Source organism: Haladaptatus sp. CMSO5, assembly GCF_036689885.1.
GTDB lineage: Archaea > Halobacteriota > Halobacteria > Halobacteriales > Halococcaceae > QDMS2.
In genome coordinates, this window is sequence record NZ_JBAHVW010000001.1 from 50,657 (window position 1) to 74,656 (window position 24,000).

Here is a 24,000-nt window from a genome sequence, read left to right on the forward strand (position 1 = left end):
TACATTCCTATAAACCCCAAGATATATACACAGTGCTTGTTCACCACTCCCCTAAGTGAGTGTCGACACAGCCGGTAATAATTCCACTCTCGAGAAGTAAGACGTCCACTTTAAGAGCCTGATATAGGTTTATGGCCGATGAGTCTGTGTCGCGTACAATTCGGAATATTTGCCATCGTCGGCCACAAGTTCCTCATGCGAACCAACCTCAATAATCTCTCCGTGATCCATGGTATAGATACGGTCGGCGTTCATGACCGTAGAGAGACGGTGTGCGATTACGAGCATCGCCCGGTCGTTATCTATCGCCTCAATTGCCGAATGCACTCGCGATTCAATCGTACTGTCGAGGTCACTCGTCGCTTCATCAAGCACTAACACGTCGGCATCCTTCAACAGTGCGCGGGCAATAGAGATTCGCTGTCTTTGCCCGCCAGACAAACGAACCCCGTTGTCACCTAGAATCGTATCGTACCCGCACGGAAGATTCTCGAGAAACTCGGTGACTTGAGCAATTTCGCATGCTTGTTCGATTTCCGCTTGTGAAGCGTCACGATTTCCAATCGTAACGTTGTACCGAAGTGTGTCATTGAACACGAACGGGTCTTGTCGAATCACCGCAATCCGGGACCGCCACGCCTCAATGCCGAACTGCTCGATTGAGGTTCCATTCGCCTTAATCTCTCCCGAATCTGGCTCGTACATCCGGGCAAGCAACGAAACAATAGTTGATTTTCCGGCTCCCGAGGAGCCGACGAACGCGACGAACTCGTTTCGATTTACGTTGAAGGAGAGGTCCCTGAGGACGTAGTCATCCCCCGAATACGCAAAGGAAACCTCCGAGAATTCGAGCCGTTCGATTTCGGACGGCAATTCTTCGATGTTTTCGCCTGGTTCGGCCATCGTGTCCAATTCGCTAATAAATGCCTGTGTCCGAACGATATGTGGTAAATTTCCTTCGACTTGGTAAATAAGATTGTTAAGCGTACTCACGCGAGGTGCAAGCCGGAACATGGCGAACAAAAACACACCCAGCGACGCAATCGACATCGAGGCGACTCCTACGGCGACATAGATGAGCCCAAAGACTGTCACTGCCGTTACCAGCTCATTAAAGCTTTGAACTGCTGCCTGATTCCGACGTAACGTGATAATAGAGTCCTCAAACTGTCTAACGGCGCGCTCGAAATCCGCGAGAAGCTCACTGGCCATCCCGAACAACTTCACGTCACGGATTCCCTGTGTCCCCGCTTGGGCAGCCTGTTGGAGTCGCTCGTTTGCATCGGCGACGCGGTCACCGACTGCGTACCCAGATTCAAGTCGCCCCCGTATCACGACCGTGAACCCCCCAAGAGATACCGCAGCGATAATTGTTAGAAGGGGAGCGAAGTACAACGCAACAACGAGATACATCAAGCTCAAAAAGCCTTGTTCGACAATCCTGACAATGTACACAATCGCTCGTCCAGCATACGTCGCTTGGGTAACAATCGCATTCAAGATGTCATCTGATCCCTCGTCGTCAAAGTAGCTAATCCTCGCGTTGAGTGCATTGTCGAACGCTCGGGTCTGGAGGTCACGGACGTACATAGTCTGAAGTGTTGCCCGTAGCCAGGCCACCAGAAAGCTCGATGTGTAGCGGACAATCATCACCACAGCGACACCGATTATCGCGGTTTCAAGCGAAAATGGGATGCCGACCAACTGATATACGGAGACGAACATTCCAAGCACTCCATCGGCATTCCCGAGGCTCCCGGAATGTTGCGCCAACTGGATGATTGGCAGCAAAAAGCTCACGCCGATGCCCTCAAGAAGCGCCGCGAATATACTCAATCCAATAATACCAACAGTTAGCACGGGTTGAAACTGCCCAACTTGCACAAGTGCACGGGCTTGTTCACGTCTTGAGAGATTGTCGCTCATAGGGTGTAGAAGGGTTAGTGAAACCCTTGGTAAGTGGTCAGAATTCGATTCTCTCTGTATAAAGGATATGCGGTTTGCTAAAAGCTATGGTGGCAACCTATCAGACAGCGACCCGGTGCAAACTGCGATAGGGGTCTGTAATAATTCCTCAAAGTTCTCTAACTCAATTAGCTGCCGACTTACGAATATTTGAGCAAGATCAATATTGAGAATCTATTAAGACGGTTTCAGGAGAGGGTAGGCGATAATTACGGGGGTTATTTATATTTGTATGTGAGTAGGATTGGTTCTATTCGGAAAAGCGTCGACTATTACTAAACCACTCGATTGTCTCTTGAAGTCCCATCTCAAACTCGGTCGAGGCTTCCCAACCGAACAGTTCCTTCGCAAGAGAGGTATCAAGCCGCCGCCGAGGCTGTCCATCTGGCTTCGACGTATCCCAGTGGATTTCACCCTCAAACTCAGTGAGTTCAGCGATGAGGAGAATAAGGTCCTTGATACTAATCTCCATTCCACTCCCGAGGTTTACTGGAACACTTTCGTTTAGTTGTTCGGTCGCATCGAGGATACCCTCTGCAGCATCTTTCACATACAGGAACTCTCGAGTTGGTTCTCCAGTCCCCCAGGCAGTAATAGACTCGTCACCCTGATCACGAGCCTCGATACACTTCCTAATTATTGCTGGAATCACGTGACTTGTCTCTAAGTCAAAGTCGTCCCGTGGACCGTAGAGATTTACCGGCATCAGGTAGATACTGTTGAAATTGTATTGCTCACGGTAGGCTTCTGATTGAGTCAACAGAGCTTTCTTCGCAATCCCATACGGAGCATTCGTTTCTTCTGGATACCCGTCGAAGAGATCTTCCTCACTAAATGGAACAGGGGTATGCTTCGGATACGAGCAAATCGTTCCGAGGATGGTAAACTTCTCCACATCCATCTTCCGAGCCATCTCCATGAGCTCGATGCCCATTATCGCATTATCGTAGAAATAGCGACCCGGATTCTTCTGATTAGCCCCAATTCCCCCGACCGATGCGGCAAGGTGGATAACGATATCTGCCGCTGAATCCTCAAACGCTCGACGGATATCGGACTTCTCACGAAGGTCGTACTCGTTACTACGAGGAACGAATATGTCTACAGAATCTGAGCGAGCCTCGAGCTGTTCAACGAGGTGGCTCCCGAGGAAGCCAGCGCCACCCGTGACCATGACTGTCTTCTCGTCCCAATATCCACTACTCATCGCCAATCAACCCGCCCGTCCCACCGTTCCTTATTTGCTGCGTACCACTCAATTGTCTTGAGCGCACCTTCACTCCACGAGACTTGGGGCTCCCAGCCGGTTTGTTCATTCAATTTTTCGTAGCCAACGAGCAGTTCCTCTACGTCACTGTCTCCCGGTCGGTATCGGTCGTCTCGTTGCACGATTTCAGGCTCGTCCCAGTATCCATTTTCGCTCCCTACCGAAAGGAGCAGTTCAGTCCAGTCGCGCATCGAAATATTCTCACCGTACCCATAGACGTACTCTTCGCCAGGATTCCCCTCAAGTGCGACGTGCATGTGTCCTCGGACACCATCACTCACAAAGCACATGTCGCGTTTTGGCGTGAGGTTTCCAAGTTCGACAATATCGCGCTCAAGCGCTTGCGTAATGATGGTTCCTGTAATATAGCGAGGGTTCTGCCGAGGACCATAATTGTTGAACATACGCGTGGTGACGCCCGGAACCGAGTAGGCGTCGTGGTAGTTCATCGTCAGGAAATCAGCAGCCAATTTCGAGGTGGCGTAGATAGACGTTGGATTGACTGGTGAGCGTTCACTTAAGAGAACACCACCATCCTCTGAATAATCGTGTTTATCGGACATTTGATCGTCAACGTTACCGTACTCTTCAGAGGTTCCAGCCGTATCGAACTTGTAGATGTCAAGGTCGAGGTCGACCACTGTCTGGAGAAGGTTGAGCGTCCCAGTGACGTTCGCGTCAATGGTTTCGTAGGGACGTTCCCATGATTCACCGACGTGTGCTTGCGCACCTAAATGGAAAATAATTGTATCTGAGTACTCTTGGAGCGATTTCATTGCTCGCTCAACAGAGTGTTTGTCTCTTAAGTCACCTCGATGAACCGTGATGTAATCCCGCAAGTGGCGGATATTCCGAAGTTCTCCACTCGAAGTTGCTCGGACAAATACGTGTACATCTGCACCGAGTTCGACAAGTTTCTCGGTTAAGTGAGAACCGACAAACCCGTCAGCACCAGTAACGAACACGGGTCGGTCTGTGAATTCAGAAGCAAGTTCCATTGTATAGGTCAGTGTGAATATCCGTTATCTAACTTTTCATTTGCCAGTAAATCAGTATTATTGAGGAGACTTACGGCCACTCCGGTAGCGAAGTCGCGTCAGTCAGAAATTGCTTGATATACTCATGGAGTGGAGTCGGAGGTGAGTTGAACAGGCGAAGAGATTCGTGTTGGTCGTCAGCCTCTAACTCCCCACTCAAGCAGGTTACCACATACCCATTTGCGAGATAGTGTTTACTATCAACTCCAGCAACGTCTGCCGTATCGTAGAAATGTTCGTAAGCACCAAGCGATTCAACAATCTCTATTTCTAATCCAAGTTCCTGCTCAGCAATTCTGTGGGCGGCTTCTTCTCGGGTTTCTCCCTTGTAAACACGGCCACCAGGAACAAACCAATAATCCTTGGCTGGTTCATTTTGACGTTTTCCGAAGACAAGCTTTCCCTCATAGACTACGAGCAGATCGACCGAGACGATTGGGACATTTTCGACAATTGTGTGCCACTCTTCTGGGGAAATCCATTGTGACATGCATCATAGCGAGTGGGTGCAGGTATTGATTCCTCTGATACAGTTTGAGTGAATCAATCAGCGCAGCCTCAGTCACTAAGCTGTTCTCTTCCGGAGAACCGAGATTACCAAAATCGTGCAGCGGGTGTCCCACATCTGTCACAGACAACAGCCTCAGTTCCTTTGAACGTTGTTGATGATAATGAGCCAGCAGAACACCATTGACACTCCTGACCGGAAAGAGACTTGATAACTGAGCTTGAACCCTGAAATTGCATGTTTTCCATTACTGATACCGTGAACGCATACAATATCAATGTACTGATGTTATTAGAACAGCAACAGTGCACTGACGATATAACTGAAACTGTTCTGAATTAGGAGAGTATCCATGGGCTGTTAGATGTTTGAGTTGAGTGGGAGACAACCTCCTTGGACAACGGGGCCAGTAGTCATTGGTACTGTAAGCCCTACCTCGTCTATTCTAGCAAACTCGGAGAAATTCGAAGCCACAGACGCGAATACCAAATCATCGACGGCGAATCCACCGGAGCCGATGCGCTGAATCCACGAAATCCATATGCTGCGACGAAAGCAGGTGCAGACCTTCTCGCACTCAGCTATTACACAACGCACGACGTTCCAGTGAAAATCACTCGCTCGTCGAACAACTACGGCCCACGACAGCACGCAGAAAAACTCATTCCAAAGCTCATCCACAGAGCAAGCCAAGGAAAAGCACTTCCAATCTATGGGGATGGCACCAACGTGCGAGAATGGACGTACGTTGAAGACAACTGTGCGGCGATCGAAGTGGTTCGTAACGAAGGGACGGTTGGTGAGATATACAATATAGGGAGTGGCTATGAACGGACAAATATTGAAATTGCAAAAGCGATTATTGAGGGTGTAGGTGCAACTGAAGAGCTTATCGAGTTCGTCGAAGATCGACCTGGCCACGACCAACGCTATGCACTAGATGCAGGAAAACTCAGAGACTTGGGCTGGGAGCCAAAATGGTCGTTCGAAGAAGGGTTAGCGCGGACGATTGATTGGCACTTGCTGTAGAGTACCTCTGCGGGAGTAATCCACCAACCTGTGTTTCGGTTTTATTAATCGTCAACACTTCACCAACCAGGGCCTTCCCGACGAAAATTCGAGTATATTAGTAAGCGAGTAGTCCATGGGATGCCACCGATTCGCCATACTCACGGGGAACAACTATTTGTAGCATGGTAACATCCGCCAGTATGTACCGCTATGAAACCGTGCCACAGTTGTCAGTCGGTCATCGACGAGTACTACTTGGACAAACAACTCGAACCCCTCCGTGACCTCACCGTAGACGATTTCAACCTCTGTGCGGACTGTGTGGTCATTGTTGCAGATGCGTGCGTAGAATGCGACGGCGGCGTGTACGTTCCCCGAGCCGAAGCCGCCACACCCGACTACTGTCCGGCGTGTCGAGCTGACCTCATCGCCGACACCGGCCACGACCCTGGCTGGCATTGCGATGCCGTGTCCCTCTGACTGACACCCCATTTTTGGAAACGACACTGACGACTAAATTCGACCTACAGAGACGTCCGTATCTCCTGACTGTCGTTACGGGAAAGTCCGTCTCGGATTGCATCCTCAACTGAGTAGTCCGGTTGCCAGCCAAGTACTGCGGTTGTTCGAGATGTATCGACGTCGAAGCGCTCTACCAGCGTCTCAGTTCGTGGATTTTCGAGCAGACGACGAGGCGGTTCGTCTCCGAGAATAGCTGTCGCGTGTTGTTGGACGAGCGATGCAACCTTGGCCACAGAGGAATCTTCCTTACCAGCGAGGTCAAACTTCGAGACACCGGTCTCGTTTGCGTCCAAGGCCTCCAGTAGCTTCTCCGCGCTCAACACGTACGCCTTTGCCACGTCCTTCACGTGCACGAAGTTCCGCGCCTGAAAATACCTTCATAATCGAGACGACGGTGTCTCCGGCCACGAGACGCCGTATTCTCGGATTTACACCGCTCACGAACGGTTCATAATCGAATCCTTCTCCGCAAGGAAAGGAGAGCAGCTACTTGGCAATGCATTTTGAGAGGAATCCCGTGTTCACAGCGTAAGGCAGTAGAGGTATCAAGAGAAGGGAGGAGGAAAGCAGCGCGTCCGCTGTCGAATCCGACTTTTCGATGTGTGCGGGCTCATCTCACCAACGCGGACAGAAATGGCAGACGGGAACCGATTATGAAGAATTGAGCCCCCCCTTGAGAGAAACTGAGAGTAGGCGAGAACAGCCACTCATGCAGCCACAGCGTTTCTCCGGCCGGAATTCGGCAGCGAGAGGGAATACAACCAGTTCCACTAATTTTCATAGTTCCCTTCGACGGAGGTCTCCACAGTTCACTTCCGGGGAATTGAGCCGATTATGAACGACACATGGCGGCTTTACTCCACCCTAAAACTCTCATAATCGGTTCTCGTGTCCTGATTCCAATTATGATAGTGGGAAGCAATACCCAGTCCACAGACGGTGAATAAGACACCATTGGCCACGAAAAGATGCCGTTCCACCCAGTGAATGGGTAGAAACGAGCAATATTGGGGGATTGGAGGCGGAATATTCAATCACAAAACACCGGACGAAAGCCGATTATGAAAATCAAGTGTGGTAGCATCAACTTGAGAAGCAAGAGTTGCAAAAATGTTGTTGTGGCTTTTGCCCAGATCCGTTACTTATAGTGATAGCTCTAACTCACGGAATTCGAGAGAAGGGTTTGAATCCAGAAATGAGAGAGTACATTTCGTATGTTTTAGTGGGAGACGCAAACCCATTCTTGCACCTGAGTGAGAGTACGTTTCGTATGTTCTCACCGCCCATTTGCTCAGTATCGACTAATACAGAGAGCCAAGCCTGTACTGAATCGAGCGCCAACGGTTGAACCATCGAGCGTAACGTGCTCAGTACCGCTTACTGCAACTGGAGCATCGCTCGTCGGTTCACCAAACAGTCCGTACACACCCAGTGGCCCTCGGGACAGATCAACCCCGCTCTGAGTGCGAGTACGATGGGGTCTTCTGGGTCGTCATCCGCAAGGTCTTGCTCGTAGTCGTCTCGGTCGATGGGGGGTTCGCCGTTTGCGATTCGGCGGGTGGTTTCGACTTTTGATTTCCCACACACCATGCACTCAGCGTCAATCGCAGGGATGGGAACGAGTGACCGCTTGCAGTAGGCACACTCCATCGTCTGGGTGGGGTCTTTCCCCATCGCGTGTTCATCGGGGAGTTTCCGAGAGAGCGTATCCCAGAGTTCGAACCACTCGGCTTGCGACAAGCGGTAATTCGTATCCGATTCGATGACGATATCGCCGTCGAGGAGTTTGTTGAGCTCATCTGTCAGCGTGTCATCGTATCCAATATGGACGGTGACCGCTGGAAGTAGGTCGATGGTTGAAACACAGGTTTCGCACATGGGTTAACGCATTGCGTGCACGTTGGCGGACGTCGTCCCCCGAGAGGAGACGGTAGGTGAGAGGGGCACACGCGATGATAAATTGAAATGTGTGTAAATATTATATAAAAGTTCGGTGTACACAGTGAAAGTTGACTAATTCGACCGCACTGTGGAGCCGGGTAGAAGAGGTGGAGATGTGAGCCAAGCGGCAGGCTAGTCAGGGAGTTCCTTCTTCCCACTCCGATAGCACTCCCAACACGGAATTTCCTCAAGACACATCTCACACTCAACTGGTTCTGCGCTCGATGTGGGTTCGACAGCCCCACCATCGGCCATGATACGCTCGACCTTCTGAGCTGCCTGCAAGATGGGAGCGCGAATCGCGACGGCGAGTCGATGCTTGCACGCACCCTTGAATCGGGCATTAGCAGGACAGGTACAGGCCACTGGACTACCGTTCGTGACGGTGACGAGGTACTCGTGATTCTCAGGGTCTGCGTAACTGCCGTTTCTGACGAGGACGCCGCGATTGGTGAGTGAGAATTCGAAGGCTTCGTACTGGGCGCGTTTCAGTGAGCGATTCGTGTACTGCAGTCGGTCGAGAATGTGTTTCGACATGGGGATTCAGTGGAGCCGGTAAGTGGCCCCGCACCCCTCGGGGGCGGATAAACTCCCAGAATTGTGTATCTAACTTAGTGAATTCAAAATATATCCACCTCCGATATCAGGGACTGTACGGGTTCGTGGGAGTAGCGAGGCGATATACATCATCTGCAGCGTCGAAATCGTCGTCAAACGCATACAGATGCCCCAACCCTTCAGTTTGCATATAGGCTACAATACACGCATCAACGAAAGAGAAAGGTGCATGTTGTTTGAATAGCGCTTTTGCTGTCGCAAACGCATCCGCAGTCAGAAACTCGACGTGAAACCGTTGATTCTCTTCAATCCGGTTCAAGAGGTCAACTGACGCAGCATGTCCCGCATGCGTTGTAAGGCCATTCAGCGTTTCAGCCAGCACATAGTCGAGGACGACACCTTCTGGCAGAGCGTTTTCATCGATACCTTGGATAATCGGAAGCGCCTCAGCGTGTGCGTTGTCCCGGCGATATGCTGCTGCAAAAAGAACGGATGTATCGATGAGTGCACGGGGCATCTACTCGACGTCAACTCCCCAAGCATCATGCTCCGATGTGACATCCGTTTCTTCAGCCCCATCGTATCCATCGAAATTGGCGAAGGTCCCCGTCCGCTGCTGAACAACTTCGATCCTGACGCTCCCATCCGATTCAACATGCCACCGAAGGCGATCGCCATCATTAATCCCAAGCTCACGACGGATCCGAGCAGGGATGTTCGCTTGATTGCCCGAGACTTTACTCTCAGCGTCAACCCGTTCACTACTCATATCGCTCAGTTTGTATTCCAGTTACAAAAGGGTAGTGTGCAGGCACACTACGCGCACTGGCATTCGGATTTGAGTCAACACAACGGCTACCCTCGACGATTGAGTACTGGGTCAATTTCATATGTAGCGATGGCTGACGGGCCACAGTACGGACACGGGTCATCGAAGCCACCGACAGTCGTCACACACCGTCTCGTGTGAATTTGTAGTAACGCGTCCCGCAATTCAGGGCAGGTGTTCATTGGCTGTACGTCTTCGTCGAACGATGTTTCGTAGATGTTGCTCGTCGCCATTCGAAGTCACGAGGAACTGTGAGAAGCCCCTCGCCCATCAGGGGCAGATAAACTGGCATTCGCCACACCGGGCAAGATACACACGTCGCCCGACTGCACAAGAACCCCAGTCGCCAGACTGCCAGAGTGGTCACGACCGGACGTCGGGTGTGTGGAAAGTACCCTGACGATGGCCGAACCCCAGCGACGGATTCTCGACGATGCGAGCGAGCGTGAACCCGTGAACATACATGAAAACAGATTGTAAAATAGAGAGCTCCACCACCGTCTCGTGAGACTCCGTCACGATAATTCGGGACGATACGCCGCTGAGAATGGAAAACAGAGCATGTTGAGATGGCGTGTCCAGTGATAGCAGTCACGTTAGCTAGGGAACACGTTTATTATCGAACATTGTGTTTTACCCGTATGGAAACTCCTGAGAAAAAATCCCCCACCACGCTCGAGGGCACACTACGGGTGTTCGACGATATGGATCACCCCTGTACGCCACATACCGCTCAGGAGGTGGCAGACGAACTGGGAAGTACCCGCAACATCGTACAAGAACACCTCGCTCGACTTACAGAACGGGGCACGCTTGGCTCAAAAATCGTCGGCGATACGCGCATCTGGTGGCGCCTTGCCGATCGGACACACCGGGAAGCAGAACTCCGCCGCGAGCGCGAGCTGACCGAACAACTTCTGAAGACGGCGCCAGTCGCCATTTCCGTCCAGAATGCAGCCGGTGAGACGATACTAGCGAATCGGCGCGCCCAAAACCTCCTCGGGTTGTCAGAACGAGAAATCCTGGACGAACCCGAAGACATAGACGAGTGGGAGATTTTCGACGCCAATGGCGACGTCCTGAACCCCAAGGACAAACCAGCAACACGCGTCCAGCAAACGGGTGAGCCGGTGTTTAACGAAGAAATCGCCATCAGACGCCCATCTGGAGAGCAGATGTGGTTCTCGGTCAACGCCGCTCCGATGTTCGACGCCAACGGCAACCTCGACCGAGTGGTTTCCGCTGGTGAGGATATTACCGAACTCAAGAAACGAGAGCGACAGCTCGAACACCGAAAGAGCGAACTCGAGACGGAATTGAGCGAAATTCTCGGGCGGATTTCAGACGGCTTCTACGCACTCGACGACCAGTGGTGCTTTACGCACGTAAATGGCCGCGCAGAAGAAATTCTCCAGCACACAGAAACGGAACTTCTTGGAACGCAAATCTGGATGGCGTTTCCGAATGCCGAAGACGGTCCTTTTTGGGAGCAGGTTCACAACGCGATGGACACTCAGGAGCCCGTCTCGTTCGAGGTGCACGACGCGGGAGTAGACCGCTGGCTCGAAGTGAACGCCTATCCATCGAAGACGGGACTTTCAGTGTACCTCAGAGACATCAGTCAGCGTGTCCAGCGCGAACACCAGCTCGAGCGCTACGAGAAGATTTTCGAGACGATTCAGGATGGCGTGTACTCCGTCGATGAGGACAACCGATTTACTATGGTTAACGACGCCTACGCCGAGATGATTGAATATTCGCCAGAGGAACTCATCGGGGCGCATTCCTCGACAGTGGTTGATGCCGAAACAACCGCAGCAGCCCAAGAGATCAAACAGAACCTCGAAAGGGGCGAGGCGGAGACGGCAAAGCTCGAAGCAGACGTGCATACTGCCTCCGGAAGAACGATTCGAGCAGAAGCGACGTTCGCCCTCCTTCCCGCAGACGGTGACAGTTATGAGCGAGTCGGCGTCGTTCGTGATATCAGTGACCGCGTTGCACGCGAGCGCACCCTCCAGTCGTACGCTCGCCAGCAACGAGCCGTCTCGGAACTCGGCCAACTCGCCCTCGAAAATCCCGATCTCGATGACTTGTTTACGCACGCGGCACAACTCGTCGTAGACGTCCTCGACACCGACTACTGCAAAGTGCTCGAACTCGACGCCGCGGCAGAGCGCCTCCTGGTACGCCACGGAGTCGGGTGGCGTGACGGAGTCGTCGGCTCGGTCTCGGTTTCGAGCGTCGAACCGGAGTCACAAGCCTCGTACACGCTTCTCTCTGGAGAACCCGTCGTGGTGACCGACCTTCCGAACGACACGCGATTCTCCGGGCCCCACTTGCTCACCTCACACGGCGTCACCAGCGGTGTCAGTACCATCATCGGGTCACTCGAGTCGCCGTGGGGAATCCTCGGAGCCCACGATACAGCACAGCAGTCGTTCACCGAAGAGGACGTCTCCTTCGTCCAGAGCGTTGCCAACATCCTCGCAGAAGCCATCGAGCGCCACCGATATCAAGACGAACTCGAAGCCCTCATCGAAGAACTCAAAGAGTCGAACGAACGCCTCGAACAGTTCGCCTACATCGCCTCACACGACCTGCAAGAACCCCTGCGGATGGTCTCGAACTATCTCCAACTCATTGAACGTCGATACAGCGATACACTCGATGAAGACGCTCGCGAGTTCATCGAATTCGCGGTCGATGGAGCCGAACGAATGCGGGCGATGATCAACGACCTGCTCAGATATTCACGCGTCGATACAGAAACCGAGCCATTCGAACCGACAGCAAGCGAGGCGGTGGTCGAGCGAGTGCTCTCGAATCTCCAGATGCAGATTGAGCAGACTGGAATCGAGGTAACTGTCGAGTCGCTACCGACGGTCATCGCAGACCGCAACCAACTCGAACAGGTGTTCCAGAACCTCCTCTCAAACGCCATCAAATATCGGAGCGACGAGGCACCACGCGTCGAAATCGACGTCACAGAACGCGAGACCGACTGGCTGTTCGCCATCTCAGACAACGGAATCGGAATCGCGGCCGACCGCCAAGAACGCATCTTCGAAGTGTTCAGACGTCTTCACTCTCGCGAAGAATATCCAGGAACGGGCATTGGCCTCGCCCTCTGTCGGAAAATTGTCGAACGACACGACGGCCGCATCTGGGTGGAGTCGACACCCGGCGAGGGGTCGACGTTCTACTTTACGCTCCCACGAGTGGAGGCTCACCATGAATAACCGCGACACACGGCCAATCGACATTCTGTTAGTCGAAGACAACCCGGGCGACGTACGACTCACAGAAGAGGCGTTCAACGAGGGCAAGATCAACAACGAACTCCACGTCGTCACCGACGGCGTGGAAGCCCTCGATTTCCTGTATCGACGTGGTGAGTACGAATCGGCGATTCGACCACAACTCATCCTCCTCGACCTCAATTTACCGAAGATCGACGGCCTCGAGGTGTTAGAGCAACTCAAATCGGATGCAAAGTTGAAACACATTCCGATCGTCGTCCTGACGAGTTCGGCAGCAGAAGCGGACATCGTCAAAAGCTACGAGTTACACACAAACGCCTATCTGACAAAGCCAATCAATCCTGATGAGTTCATCAGCCTCGTCCAGACGTTCGAGCAATTCTGGTTTGAATTCGTCCAGTTGCCACCGCAGGAGGACTGACTCCACATGGCCGAACACGAATCCACGTTCGACAACGCACTCACGATACTTATCATCGAAGACAATCCCGGTGATGCCCGATTCATCAGAGAGTTACTCCGTGGGGTTGAAGAACTGTCTGAGCGTGCGTCGCCTCCGGGCGGACCCTCACTCACCGACCAGGCCGTTACGGTGTCCCCGGCTGAGCCAGCGTTCGTCCACGAAACGCGGCTGTCAGACGGTCTCGAACGGCTCTCAGAGAGCCCAATCGATGTTATTCTGCTGGATCTGAACCTGCCAGACAGCGATGGGCTCGCGACGGTCGAAACGGTTCGAGCGCACGCGAACGACACGCCGATCGTCGTGCTCACTGGGCTTCGTGACCGGAAACTCGGATTGGAGGCCCTCCGCAGAGGGGCCGAAGAGTATCTCGTCAAAGACGAAATCAACGCGGATATGGTGATTCGGTCGGTGCACCACGCAATCGAGCGGAAAGCCCACGAACGTGAACTCGAGCGACAGCGAAACCAGCTCGCGACGCTCAATTCGCTCAACGAACTCGTCCACGAGATTTCGCATCTCGTGATCGAATCGACCACCCGCGAACAGATCGAACAACTGGTCTGTGAACACCTTGCGGATGCAGATGCGTACGAATTCGCCTGGATTGGCGAGATAAACCCCACCAAAGAGACAGTCACCATTCGCGCCGAAGCCGGCGTCACTGGCTATCTCGATTCGACGACTATTCGAATCGACGACAGCGACGAAGGGCAGGGCCCAACTGGGAAGGCGATTCGAACCGGCGAGGTACACGTCGTCCAGAACATCTCAGAAGAGACGAGCTATGCACCCTGGGTAGACCATGCCCGCGAACACGGCGTGTGTGCGTCTGCGGCCATTCCAATCGAGTACGAAGACACCATCTACGGCGTGTTGAACATCTATTCTGCGGTTGCGAATAGGTTCGATGAGAACGAACGGCTGGTCGTCGCCCGGCTTGGGAAAGTGATTGGCCACGCGATTAACGCTATCGAGCGAAAGCAAGCGTTGCTCAACGAGGAAGTGGTCGAACTCAGATTCAAGGTACAGAACGTGCTTGGCCTCCCGACCCCGTCCACTGGAAAGATAACCTTCGATCGGACGATACCGATTGGTGAGGACAACTTCCTGCAGTACGGTACTGTGACACAAGACGCGATGGAGACGCTCACGGCCCTCGTTTCCGAACAGCCCCACTATCGAAACGTGACGATTGACGCTCCCGAGGCAGACGAATCTCGATTCGACCTGCAGCTTTCAGCGCCGCCCGCCATCTCCTCGATAGCCGCGATTGGAGGACGAATCAACACGGTAACCATCGAGGATGGAGATATCAACATCGTGGTGCACATTCAACCGGGGGCAGATGTTCGCCGGATTGTTGACGCCGTCAAAGCTGAGTACCCGTGTGCGGAGATGATAGCCAACCGTCAGACGGTTTGCACCACAGCGGCAACACCCAATCTCCACCAGGTATTACACGACCAACTCACCGAGAAACAACGAACGGCGCTCGAAACCGCCTACTTCGCTGGCTTCTTCGACTGGCCGCGCAGGAAATCAGGCGAGGATATCGCCACGTCAATGGGGGTATCCCCGTCCACGTTCCACGAACACATCCGCACGAGTCAGCGCAAACTCATCCGCTCAATTTTCGACAATTCCGGACGAACATAGTGTGACGTCGGGCGACATAACTGTGAGAGACTCGAAACCAGATAGATTTCTAATGCAGCCAAATTCGCCCAGAAAAGGCAGTATGAAGCCTGTAGAGTGAATTTTCCAATAGTTAGAGATACTGAAAGAAAATAAATCCGAAAATATTGGGTGGTGGAATATTGGGGATCCCCCATATATGATACATCAATGATGCACTCAGGTTTAGGCCTCGCTGAACACTTACAGCACTTCAAGGCTCAGTTGCGAAAGTGGCAGCCGACCCACACCGGCGCGACAAGTAGCGACACAGCGGACGCATCGACCGAGAGTGAGCGGGCTGTCGAACGAACCGACACGCCCGAAGAGGGAGCCGAACTAACGGGTATCTCTGCTAACATAGAGACCCCTGCTGACGTGCTGATTGAACTAGGACAGCTGCCAGCAGAGTTCGTCGTTCACCTACTCGAAGAGAATGGTGGACAACTGAAGCAAAAGGCGTTCACCGAATACACCTCCTGGTCTCCCTCGACGATTAGTCGCCTCCTCACGGAAGTAGAAGAAGAGGGGCACATCGTCCGTGTGCAGATCGGTATCGAAAAGATCGTCTATCTTCCCGAAGCGGCACCAACTCCCGAGATCGACGCACACGGTGCGCCCAATCGCAATGTGTCAGTAACCCACGATTGAATTCGTGGGTGTTCTCACGAAACTGGAGAGTCTTCCTCAAAGGTCAGAAATCGGCGCGCTTGAGCCACTCGATGGCGATGAGAACGAACCAGGCCATCCAGACGGTGAAGCTGACCAACAACGCGCCGTAGTAGGCCTCATTCGACCCAATCAGCCTCGCACCGAAGAACGCGATGGCGACGACGAGAAGTGCGGCCACGTTACGTTGCCAGTCACTGAGCGCCTCGATTAACGCAGTCGTCCCAGTGTGTGCGCCCATACAAACTAATCGGCCAGCGACCGCATTAGTCTACGTCCACCACGCACCCCGCTCTGGGAACGCCGTGTTACTACGCTGTTCGACCGAAGCTTCTTGTCCGATAGTGCGTTTAGTGCTCATTGGTAGTTCTCCAAGAGGGATTACCGCAGAAGGCGCTCACTCGGCGTCTTCTTTTGAACCACAACTCACTGGTCGTGGCTCTGTTGAAACCCACAGCAGTTGCGAGAACGTACGTGGTGAACACAGAGGGTGGAGTCAGCAGACGGGCCCGCTTCTCTATCGACAACGGAGTAGTGAGATGAACTGCAACAGTGTTGTGCTATCGTTTCGAAACCAATCTGTTTTGAGCCCCCTCAGTCCGTCGGCGTACCGCTTCGCAACCGATTGCCGTCGGGGTCTCGAAGCTCTATCTCGCGGGCCCACGGCGCGTCTTTGATGTCTGCGTTGAACTCGGTGGCAATGGATTCGATGTCATTGACGCGGAGATACACGAGCGTGTCGGGACGGGCGTCACCTTCGTGCTCGGAGAGGAAGAGGCACATTCGTCCCCGTTGGATGGTCAGAAACGCTGGCATCCCAGGTCCGTATCGATGCACAGACTCCTGTTCGAACCCCAGGCGTTCGTACCATTCGACGGCCACGGCGGCATTCTCGGTATGGAGAATGGGAATCACTTCCCCATCTATCGCTCGTTCTTTTTCATCGGCCTTGCAATCTGAGCGGGAGAGCGGCTTCATAAGCTGTGATAGAAGTAGAAGAACACTGCGCTACTTCATTGCTGACTATGCGCCCTGAGTTCAGCACGTCTACAGAGACCTCTCCAGGCACTGTCAGTAGCGGCGTGCACCACACAGAGGGTGTGTCAACCGGCTGATTATGACCACAGAGGCTACAATATATTTATACGTCACCGAACCACTCGTTCACCTAAGCACCATGGACTTCAAGAAGACCGTTCGAAACCTCGAACGTCGGTACAACTTTGAGAACGGAGAGTACTGCCGAGCGGTTGGTCGGTCGAACGCTCACCTCCAGGACTGACTCGTCGTCCATTTTCAGCTTCAACACCACGTCAAGAGCTACGGTTCGTGTCCGGCAAGTAACGACGCAAAGTCTGCCTGAGAGAGTCCAGCCCGCTCGCTCAATTCAGGAACGCCCGCTCGCTCAGCGATTTCCTCGGCAAATAGAACACAGAGTTGTTCGTGCTTTCGGGCGTAGTGGGTCCACGCGTCTCGATAGTGCATGCCGAGGTTCCATTCACCCAACGCGATCTCGATACCGCCTTTCCGGATTACAGTTTCAACACCGTACTCACTGAGCTTCTGGAACCGAACGTTGTTCCGTCGGACTGTCAGAATCCGCTTCGACTGTGTGATGTACGGATCGACCCACGCTCGCCACTCGTTGTCAGCAGTGTGGAGTCGAAGTCCGTTGTACTCAACTTCACGGCCGAACGTGCAGAAGTCGAGATAAATCTGGAGCATCGAGATGCTGGACCGATGGTTTGCGTTCGGAAGGACATGTCTCAGGATGAGGTTCGACATCAGTTCCCCGGCCACGTTGGTTGCTGTCCCGTTCCAGTTCACTTCATCGAGCGCTTCCGGGACACGACTGAGTTCCAACTCTTTGTAGATCTCTAGTCCATCACCGGTTTCTTCGGCTTCCTCACGGACGCCTTCCCATGCCTCGAATAGACCGATTGCAATCGGACGCTCCCGATCTGGATGCATATCGTCCAATGCAGCAACAATCTCGGTCTCGCTGGTTTCGAGGTCGTCAGCTGTCCCAGACTCGCCAGTCTGCGTGTACAGACAGTAGATTTCGGCCTCTCCAATCGGATACCCGAGTGCCTTCACCGTCCCTGAGTCGTATCCACCGTATCGCTCAGCGAACTGTGTCGCATCGTCGTCAACGTACTCTAACGAGTATCGTTTATCGAGCGGATAGTGATAGTGGACAACTCGGTGCTCCATACTAGAGAGCCTCAACCGAGTGGGAAAATGGTTCCGTCGTGGGTTTTCCAACCGAAACTGAGCGCTCAAATCAGCGAGCTTACAGAGACCTCACCGAATGCTGTCAGAAGTGGTGTGCAACACTCAGAGGGTGTATTCAGCAGCGTACCATGTGGGGGAACGCAGGATTAGGACGGGCAAGGATTGTTGACGGGTCCTATAGTCGCAGTACCATCAGGGACTTCTGTGGGAGAGACTGCACGGCATCTGTAATACCCATCTTGCGTACGAATGTAGTAGAGGACACTCACAGGCTCGTCCCAGAAATCCTGTGACTCGATGGTGACAAAGGATGGAATCGTCGTACTGTTAATCGAAATATTTCGCTCCTCTTTAGCTGCGATTGTCCCAAGCGAATACGACCGCATTGGGGTTTCTCCGTCGTCATAGAGTCGAACCGACACACCATGGTACAACTCTTGGTCGGGGTGACCAACTATGTAGATCACACCATCCATGTGAAATTCGGAGTCCGTAACTCCGATTGTTCCAGTGTGGCCAACGAGCATCTGACTATCACTCGGTACGTAACATCCCGCGAGAGCCACTGCTAAAACGACGAGCAAAATTGAGGTGACTCTCGATTTCATGGCTCCCTTACGGTGATTACCTCTTTAGGGCAGAATGCGAAATACTTCACGCACATTAGGGAACCGAGTGAGCATTCGAGTACCCTGAGCCTATGATGGATGACCGACTTGCGCCCTGTATTCAGCACTGTCGTAGAATTCTACTCAGAAGGTGTCAGAAGCAACGTGCGAGATACAGAGGGTGTATGCAACAGCCTTGACCCCGAGAGTCACTGTCACAATCCAACAGTGGCGGTTTGCTCAAATTACTTCTGTCTGCATACACAATGTATGCATATGAGCACATCAATCCGCGTCTCTGATGAGACGAAGGCGAAGCTGGCGCGGCTGAAGCGTGAAGACGAGAGTTGGGATGAATTCCTCGATCGATTGGCGAATGAGGGATCGGGAATGAAGGCCGGTGCGTGGAAAGGAACTGATAAAGCTGAAAAGGCACGCGAAGCAATCAAACGTTCCCGAGAGAGCTTCCAGCAGTGACCGTTCTCGATTCGTCGGTTATCATCGATTACCTCGATGGTGTCCAAGACGTAGTCAAGTTCGTCGATGAACAACCGACTTTGGTCACTTCCAGCATCTGTATCTATGAAGTTCTTACTGGTGAGGTGTTTTCAGCGGGTGAGACAGACCTCATCGGGGCGCGTGAGAACTTCGGGCGAGTCACTGCTCATGACTTCTCCGAAGAGGTCGCGTTTGAAGCTGCCCGGATGCAGAACCGCCTTCTCGAATCTGGCAACCCTCTGTCGTCACGTGACCTCATGATTGCAGCTACGGCTCGATCTGAAGGGAAGGAACTGGCCGTCTCCGACGCTGACTTCGATACAGAAGGCCTCCATGAACTCCTCTCTGTCCGCATATTTGGGCCGTATTAGTCTCTCTGGACAGTTCTTGGGCGTGTTATTATACATGGCCGCACCCAATCATCCCAACCGTTGTCAGAAGGTGCGTGCTGAATAGAGAGGGTGTAGTCAGCAATCCGACGCTCTTTGTTTCACACTGCAGGGGTGTACCACTGATAGGAAAAATGTGCGTAGTTACTGCTAGGTAGCGACTAGCCGCCCTAGTTCTGGCTAGTCATGATTCTCGCGGATGCTTGGGGTCAAAACAGTGACTGCCAAGAACGCGGGGGCGACCAGCTAGGCTTCGTCGAGCTCCTCGGCCAACCCGACGATGATGCCTTCGGGGCCGCGCACGAAGCAAAGACGGTACACGTCCTCGTACTGGGCGACTTCTCCCACGAGTTCGGCTCCGTGGGAGCGGAGGCGGTCAAGGACATTGTCGACGTCGTCGACGGTGAACATGATGCGGCGGATCCCCAGCGTGTTCACCGCCGGTTCCTCGGATCCGTCTTGGGTGGCCTTGGGCGTGATGAACTTCGAAAGCTCGACGCGGCCGTGGCCGTCGGGGGTCCGCATCATGACGATGTCGCTCTGGACGTTCTCAAGGCCCACGACGCGGCCCGCCCACTCCCCCTCGACGCGCGTCTCGCCCTCCAGCTGCATACCGAGCTCCACGAAGAACGCCTTCACAGCTTCGAGATCCTCGACCACGATGAGGACGTTGTCCATCCGCTTGATCGCCATAGGCTGGAAAAATAGGTGAAGGATGCGCAAATATGTTTTGCTGGCGGGGGAAGCGAGGCGGGAAGTTTCGTCGCGTCCGTAGACTGACCCATCTGCTAAGTCAGGTGAGTCGGTACCAGATTCTCCCTATGCCCACTCCAGCCGGGACGTCGATATGCGCTTGAACTGAATCCAAGGATACCTCGTTATTTGACGGAACCGGTCTGACCGATACGCGCTCTGTATTCAGCAGGATTGCTGAAACCGATCACTGATTGAGGGGGTCAACAAGGCCAGCTCGGTAGAGCGCGCCACTAGCCCGACAGAATCGTTACGATTTCGCGTCGCCTACAAGCACCATGAATCAAGAGTCTCGGTTTTCGAGAGGAACCAGCGCAGGGCTTCTTGGGTTGGGACTGGGCGTGCTCCTGTCGCTCGTCATCATGTTCATCCCGCTCGGAACAGGCGAAGAGTGCACGATTGGTGGCGAATGCATCCCTGTCCGGGGTGCGGTTGGAATCGACTATCTCCTCGGCGTGGAAGGGGCAGAGCCCGTCCTCTTTTTCTGGTCGCTGTTCATCCTCGGGTTCGCGCTCCTCGGCGGCTATGGCGCGTGGCGTGAACGCCGCGTGCTCGTGTGGGTGGCTGCCGTTGTTCTCCTCGCGTTGACGATTGTTGGCCTCGCCAGCATCGGCTTGCTGGTCGCGCCTGCAGCCCTGTTGTTCCTGCTCTCGGGGTTCTGGCTCCGTGAGACACAGCCACCGACCACCAAGGGACGGTCGGTACCTCGCTCGTGAATGCTAATCGCCGGGATTCGGTTGTTTGTGGGCCTCAGAATGGCGTGAACAGACGAGAGCGAAGGAATTCGAGGCACTTGCGGTGAGTCGCTGTAGAACAGAGAAGGGCTGTGGTGAATCAACCTCGCTGGAGAGAACGAGCGACAAATGCTAAGCGGTAACTACAAGCATCACCCCTCGAAATTCTGCCAGAAGAGGCGATAAAAATGGAGTTTTTAGAGCAATTTCAGTGTCTGTTTTCTGCACAAATCGAGAAGCACGGAGAGGCGTACCACATCGAAGTTCCAGAACAGGAACTACGCGTTGGCGACCTCGAAGCAGGGAAAACGTACCGCGTGGCGATTGTCTCAGAACCGACTGAGACTGAGACGGAGCCCGCGTCTGAACACCGCGAGGGAGAACCAGTACAATCCTCAGCATCGGGTGTGTCTGTCGAGGCGGAACAGCCGGTTTCAGAAGGCGAGCAGCGCACGGTCGAAATCGAGAGTCTCGGTGAACAGGGTGACGGCATCTCCCGTGTCGAACGTGGGTTTGTCGTCATCGTTCCCGACACTGAACAAGGCGAACGAGTCAGGGTCAAAATCACCGACGTGCGACAGAACGTTGCCTTTGCCGAGGTCATAAAGCGTCTCAGTTATTACGAGTAAGGAGGCGGATCAGGTAGCCCACCCGATGGTTTGTGAAAACCTCGCGAAAATCGGCGAGTTCGTCATCAGTATTGAGACCAGACAGGGGATAGAGTTCGGCTGTTCGAGATTCGCGAGAAAGCAGTCCAACTAACCGTCGCTCATCGAGATGTCCGCACGGACTGGGTGACGTTGCACGTCATCGCACAGCAGAGAGGGCGCGGCCAGTTTTTCGTACCAAACATAGGCCACAGAGTCAGTTCCTGCTGGTTGATACGATTCCGTTAGCCACCGGAACCGGCCGGTTCCTGCAACGAAGCTCAACCGTTGGAGCACTCATCTTGAAGGGGGGTTGCAGCCAGAACGGGAAGGCTGTCGCTTGCAAAATGAGGAGATGGAGCAGGGGCGCAAGCCGGATGACCCACAAAGATGCCTCCGAGACGTGAGGTCACGACCGCTCTCCCACCGAACGCTTATCCCCAGTATCCCCCTTTCTTGAGAGGACACATGGGGTTTTTCAAGCGCGTTGGCCGGCAGGTCGAACAGTTCACGCAGACAGCCAAACAGACAGCCGAAGAGAACGCAGCGTATCGCTGTCAGGCGTGTGACGCTCGATTTCACACCTCGCATGACCAGTGCCCAGAGTGCGGGGCAGAGACCGTCGTTCGGGCGTCGACCGAAGAGTGAGTTCAGTGATGTATGCCTTCGTTGGCGTCCGTCTCCAGCATACCTTGTGACTGCCACGCGCGACTAAGAGTAACAATAACAGACTGTTCAATATACTTATATTCCTGACGTGCGTTTTGTGAATCAATAGACTCCGCTCGAGGGAGCAATTCCCCACTCAGGAGAACAGCCATGACCGACCGTACAACCATCCTCGTCCCCATCCGATATCCGCTAACCCAACAGAGTGCACACACGCTTCGATTCGCCGCGAAACTCGCTCGAGAAGCCACCGCTGCTGAGCTTGTAGTGTTACACGTGAACCTCTTTCAAACGAATGACAAAGCACGCATGAGCGAGATCAGTCAATCGATTGTTCCGCTCTTAGACGGAGTTGAGGCAACGGTACTCACCCGACGGGGGTTCCTCGTCGAGGACGTTATTCTCGAAGAAGCCGCCCAAACGGAGGCGACCACCGTCGTCGTCGGCGCGAATCAACGCCCGACGTGGCGAAAACTGCTCAGTCGGCTAACCGGGAACGAAATTGTCGTCGCCGACTACCTCCGTGAGCGGCTCACAAACGTCGAAATCGTGGAGGTGAACTCGCAAGGTAAAACGCCGGCTGCCACGACAAAGCGAGGGGCGAACCGGAGCCACTGGAACCGAACCGTCGACCGCGCAACCGACCTCGATTGAGTCCACGCAGCACGTAATCACCTACGGGTTCGCATCTTCCATCCTTCGTAAAAACATGAGGTTTCGCGCTTACAGCGTCAGGTCTTCCCACGCGACCGACCCTTCGCTCACGATGTTCTCCGGGGTGAGTTCCGGTGCGCCGAGGACGTCCCCAGCGTTCGGAATTGGGAGTGGTCCGTAGGTGTCAGCGGGGACGTTTCCGTCGCCGGAGACCACGATTCGCACGACCATCCCGAGTTCGAGGTGTGGTAGACACAGGATGTCGTACACGCCTTGGGTAGTGAACCGGTAGAGCCACGAATCGGCGGTCGACATTGGCGGTGACGTGAATCCGTAGTTCGTCGCCACGCGGTCTGGGAGGGTGAAGAACGGTGGTTCGCTAAACTTCGGGTGGAAGGAGGTCACGGTGTGCAGCCCGTTGTGGTCGGTGAAGTTGACGACTTCGCCCGGTCGGACGTGGAGTCCAACTGGGTCGAAGAAGGTCTCGACGGGGATCTCCTCGCCATTTTCATCGAGTGGGAAGTCCGGGTGGTCGCCCGCCCCCTCGTGGATGTGAAGCGTTACGGTGTGGTCGACGAGTCCTGCGGGGACGTTGTCGTCGGCCGAATACGGTGCCCCATAGGTTTTATCGATTTTCATACCCTGCCGTGAGTCCGGCAGTGCTGCTGCGGTCCCGCCGAATACCGAGAGGGCGGCTCCCGCACCGAACACCTTCATCAGGAGCCGGCGGCTCACTCCATGGTTCTTCAGTGCAGTAATGAGTTCTGCGTCACTGAGTGTCAGGTCGTCTACTGCGTCGTTCTCAGGCCTCATCGCACTACGTAAATTCGCCCAATCGATGGAAAGTTATGCGCGGACGTGACCCATTAATGTACAATAAATAGAACGAGTTAGACGAACGTCAAATTGCACGCACTGTTCTGGTTAGAGAGATGGTTGGAAAAGTTCAGTCAACATTGTTGTTATGAAAATGGGAGTCAGAATATATGTCCAATTAGACATTCGGATGAAGTGGCCAAACTGTCAGCAAATCTTCGAACAGTCGCAATCGACCTTGTCGGGGACGCGTGGTCGAACGCAGCCAAGACCCATTTATCCATGCGTCCGAT

27 protein-coding genes and 1 pseudogene are annotated in these 24,000 nt (G+C 53.7%); 13 read left to right on the plus strand and 15 right to left on the minus strand.

All coding sequences use genetic code 11. The features are described from left to right. Positions 1 to 129: 129 nt before the first annotated feature. The 5 genes from V5N12_RS00215 to V5N12_RS00235 form a co-directional block, all read right to left on the minus strand. The gene (locus V5N12_RS00215) at positions 130 to 1,926 is read right to left on the minus strand and encodes an ABC transporter ATP-binding protein (RefSeq protein WP_332897138.1); all 1,797 of its coding nucleotides are present in this window, start codon (positions 1,924 to 1,926) and stop codon (positions 130 to 132) included. A 289-nt stretch (positions 1,927 to 2,215) separates the two neighbouring features. Further along, positions 2,216 to 3,139 (minus strand): GDP-L-fucose synthase family protein, encoded by a 924-nt coding sequence (locus tag V5N12_RS00220; protein ID WP_332897139.1) that lies wholly within the window; start codon positions 3,137 to 3,139, stop codon positions 2,216 to 2,218. Between the two features lie 29 nt (positions 3,140 to 3,168). Then, the gene (locus V5N12_RS00225; protein ID WP_332897140.1) at positions 3,169 to 4,230 is read right to left on the minus strand and encodes a GDP-mannose 4,6-dehydratase; all 1,062 of its coding nucleotides are present in this window, start codon (positions 4,228 to 4,230) and stop codon (positions 3,169 to 3,171) included. Between the two features lie 70 nt (positions 4,231 to 4,300). Next, positions 4,301 to 4,759, minus strand: a complete 459-nt coding sequence (locus tag V5N12_RS00230) for a GDP-mannose mannosyl hydrolase (RefSeq protein WP_332897141.1) — start codon at positions 4,757 to 4,759, stop codon at positions 4,301 to 4,303. Between the two features lie 104 nt (positions 4,760 to 4,863). Further along, positions 4,864 to 5,025, minus strand: coding sequence for an HVO_A0556 family zinc finger protein (locus V5N12_RS00235; protein ID WP_332897142.1), 162 nt, complete (start codon positions 5,023 to 5,025; stop codon positions 4,864 to 4,866). A gap of 238 nt (positions 5,026 to 5,263) precedes the next feature. Here V5N12_RS00235 and V5N12_RS00240 point away from each other — a divergent pair. After that, positions 5,264 to 5,806 (plus strand): annotated as a pseudogene (locus V5N12_RS00240) (dTDP-glucose 4,6-dehydratase); the annotation flags it as partial. Positions 5,807 to 5,998: 192 nt separating this feature from the next. Continuing rightward, the gene (locus tag V5N12_RS00245; RefSeq protein WP_332897144.1) at positions 5,999 to 6,268 is read left to right on the plus strand and encodes a DUF7571 family protein; all 270 of its coding nucleotides are present in this window, start codon (positions 5,999 to 6,001) and stop codon (positions 6,266 to 6,268) included. Positions 6,269 to 6,312: 44 nt separating this feature from the next. On the opposite strand, the gene V5N12_RS00250 is transcribed toward V5N12_RS00245, so the two are convergent. The 5 genes from V5N12_RS00250 to V5N12_RS00270 all read right to left on the minus strand — a co-directional run bounded on the left by V5N12_RS00250 (position 6,313) and on the right by V5N12_RS00270 (position 9,578). Then, a complete protein-coding gene (locus V5N12_RS00250; protein WP_332897145.1) occupies positions 6,313 to 6,663 on the minus strand; it encodes a hypothetical protein in 351 nt (116 codons plus the stop codon). Positions 6,664 to 7,687: 1,024 nt separating this feature from the next. Further along, positions 7,688 to 8,188 (minus strand): hypothetical protein, encoded by a 501-nt coding sequence (locus V5N12_RS00255; RefSeq protein WP_332897146.1) that lies wholly within the window; start codon positions 8,186 to 8,188, stop codon positions 7,688 to 7,690. Between the two features lie 195 nt (positions 8,189 to 8,383). Further along, positions 8,384 to 8,788, minus strand: a complete 405-nt coding sequence (locus tag V5N12_RS00260; RefSeq protein ID WP_332897147.1) for an SWIM zinc finger family protein — start codon at positions 8,786 to 8,788, stop codon at positions 8,384 to 8,386. Between the two features lie 106 nt (positions 8,789 to 8,894). Further along, complete coding sequence (locus V5N12_RS00265) at positions 8,895 to 9,326, minus strand: PIN domain-containing protein (RefSeq protein WP_332897148.1); 432 nt, start codon at positions 9,324 to 9,326, stop codon at positions 8,895 to 8,897. Next, positions 9,327 to 9,578: an AbrB/MazE/SpoVT family DNA-binding domain-containing protein gene (locus V5N12_RS00270; RefSeq protein ID WP_332897149.1), complete on the minus strand. Its 252-nt coding sequence runs from the start codon at positions 9,576 to 9,578 to the stop codon at positions 9,327 to 9,329. 764 nt (positions 9,579 to 10,342) lie between these two features. On the opposite strand from V5N12_RS00270, the gene V5N12_RS00275 reads away from it, so the two are divergent. The 4 genes from V5N12_RS00275 to V5N12_RS00290 all read left to right on the plus strand — a co-directional run bounded on the left by V5N12_RS00275 (position 10,343) and on the right by V5N12_RS00290 (position 15,686). Beyond that, positions 10,343 to 12,877 carry a PAS domain S-box protein gene (locus V5N12_RS00275; RefSeq protein ID WP_332897150.1) on the plus strand — a complete coding sequence of 845 codons (2,535 nt, stop codon included), beginning with the start codon at positions 10,343 to 10,345 and terminating at the stop codon, positions 12,875 to 12,877. Further along, a complete protein-coding gene (locus V5N12_RS00280) occupies positions 12,870 to 13,319 on the plus strand; it encodes a response regulator (RefSeq protein WP_332897151.1) in 450 nt (149 codons plus the stop codon). Before V5N12_RS00275 ends, V5N12_RS00280 begins: the two co-directional genes overlap by 8 nt. A 6-nt stretch (positions 13,320 to 13,325) precedes the next feature. Further along, positions 13,326 to 15,017 carry a bacterio-opsin activator domain-containing protein gene (locus V5N12_RS00285; protein ID WP_332897152.1) on the plus strand — a complete coding sequence of 564 codons (1,692 nt, stop codon included), beginning with the start codon at positions 13,326 to 13,328 and terminating at the stop codon, positions 15,015 to 15,017. A gap of 189 nt (positions 15,018 to 15,206) precedes the next feature. Continuing rightward, positions 15,207 to 15,686 (plus strand): helix-turn-helix transcriptional regulator, encoded by a 480-nt coding sequence (locus V5N12_RS00290; protein WP_332897153.1) that lies wholly within the window; start codon positions 15,207 to 15,209, stop codon positions 15,684 to 15,686. Positions 15,687 to 15,729: 43 nt separating this feature from the next. Here the strand turns inward: V5N12_RS00290 and V5N12_RS00295 are convergent, their stop codons facing one another. Continuing rightward, the gene (locus V5N12_RS00295) at positions 15,730 to 15,945 is read right to left on the minus strand and encodes a hypothetical protein (RefSeq protein WP_332897154.1); all 216 of its coding nucleotides are present in this window, start codon (positions 15,943 to 15,945) and stop codon (positions 15,730 to 15,732) included. A gap of 353 nt (positions 15,946 to 16,298) precedes the next feature. Next, positions 16,299 to 16,586 carry a glyoxalase superfamily protein gene (locus tag V5N12_RS00300; protein ID WP_332900058.1) on the minus strand — a complete coding sequence of 96 codons (288 nt, stop codon included), beginning with the start codon at positions 16,584 to 16,586 and terminating at the stop codon, positions 16,299 to 16,301. Here V5N12_RS00300 and V5N12_RS00305 point away from each other — a divergent pair. Beyond that, positions 16,536 to 16,664: a hypothetical protein gene (locus V5N12_RS00305; RefSeq protein ID WP_332900112.1), complete on the plus strand. Its 129-nt coding sequence runs from the start codon at positions 16,536 to 16,538 to the stop codon at positions 16,662 to 16,664. The two genes, V5N12_RS00300 and V5N12_RS00305, sit on opposite strands and share 51 nt — an antisense overlap. 360 nt (positions 16,665 to 17,024) lie before the next feature. On the opposite strand, the gene V5N12_RS00310 is transcribed toward V5N12_RS00305, so the two are convergent. After that, on the minus strand, positions 17,025 to 17,918 hold the full coding sequence (locus V5N12_RS00310; protein ID WP_332897155.1) for a hypothetical protein: 894 nt from the start codon (positions 17,916 to 17,918) through the stop codon (positions 17,025 to 17,027). 905 nt (positions 17,919 to 18,823) lie between these two features. On the opposite strand from V5N12_RS00310, the gene V5N12_RS00315 reads away from it, so the two are divergent. Next, on the plus strand, positions 18,824 to 19,024 hold the full coding sequence (locus V5N12_RS00315; protein WP_009365528.1) for a DUF7557 family protein: 201 nt from the start codon (positions 18,824 to 18,826) through the stop codon (positions 19,022 to 19,024). Next, entirely contained in the window at positions 19,021 to 19,416 is a 396-nt protein-coding gene (locus tag V5N12_RS00320) for a type II toxin-antitoxin system VapC family toxin (protein WP_332897156.1), read from the plus strand. Before V5N12_RS00315 ends, V5N12_RS00320 begins: the two co-directional genes overlap by 4 nt. Before the next feature lie 264 nt (positions 19,417 to 19,680). Here V5N12_RS00320 and V5N12_RS00325 read toward each other — a convergent pair whose 3' ends face one another. Then, a complete protein-coding gene (locus tag V5N12_RS00325) occupies positions 19,681 to 20,127 on the minus strand; it encodes a VOC family protein (protein WP_332897157.1) in 447 nt (148 codons plus the stop codon). 338 nt (positions 20,128 to 20,465) lie between these two features. Between V5N12_RS00325 and V5N12_RS00330 the strand changes: the two genes are divergently transcribed. The 4 genes from V5N12_RS00330 to V5N12_RS00345 all read left to right on the plus strand — a co-directional run bounded on the left by V5N12_RS00330 (position 20,466) and on the right by V5N12_RS00345 (position 22,891). Next, positions 20,466 to 20,903: a hypothetical protein gene (locus V5N12_RS00330; protein WP_332897158.1), complete on the plus strand. Its 438-nt coding sequence runs from the start codon at positions 20,466 to 20,468 to the stop codon at positions 20,901 to 20,903. A 206-nt stretch (positions 20,904 to 21,109) separates the two neighbouring features. After that, positions 21,110 to 21,550 (plus strand): TRAM domain-containing protein, encoded by a 441-nt coding sequence (locus V5N12_RS00335; RefSeq protein ID WP_332897159.1) that lies wholly within the window; start codon positions 21,110 to 21,112, stop codon positions 21,548 to 21,550. Between the two features lie 486 nt (positions 21,551 to 22,036). Continuing rightward, positions 22,037 to 22,216: a hypothetical protein gene (locus tag V5N12_RS00340; RefSeq protein WP_332897160.1), complete on the plus strand. Its 180-nt coding sequence runs from the start codon at positions 22,037 to 22,039 to the stop codon at positions 22,214 to 22,216. A gap of 171 nt (positions 22,217 to 22,387) precedes the next feature. Further along, positions 22,388 to 22,891, plus strand: a complete 504-nt coding sequence (locus V5N12_RS00345; RefSeq protein WP_332897161.1) for a universal stress protein — start codon at positions 22,388 to 22,390, stop codon at positions 22,889 to 22,891. 69 nt (positions 22,892 to 22,960) lie between these two features. Here V5N12_RS00345 and V5N12_RS00350 read toward each other — a convergent pair whose 3' ends face one another. Beyond that, a complete protein-coding gene (locus V5N12_RS00350) occupies positions 22,961 to 23,704 on the minus strand; it encodes a hypothetical protein (RefSeq protein WP_332897162.1) in 744 nt (247 codons plus the stop codon). Positions 23,705 to 24,000 lie beyond the last annotated feature (296 nt).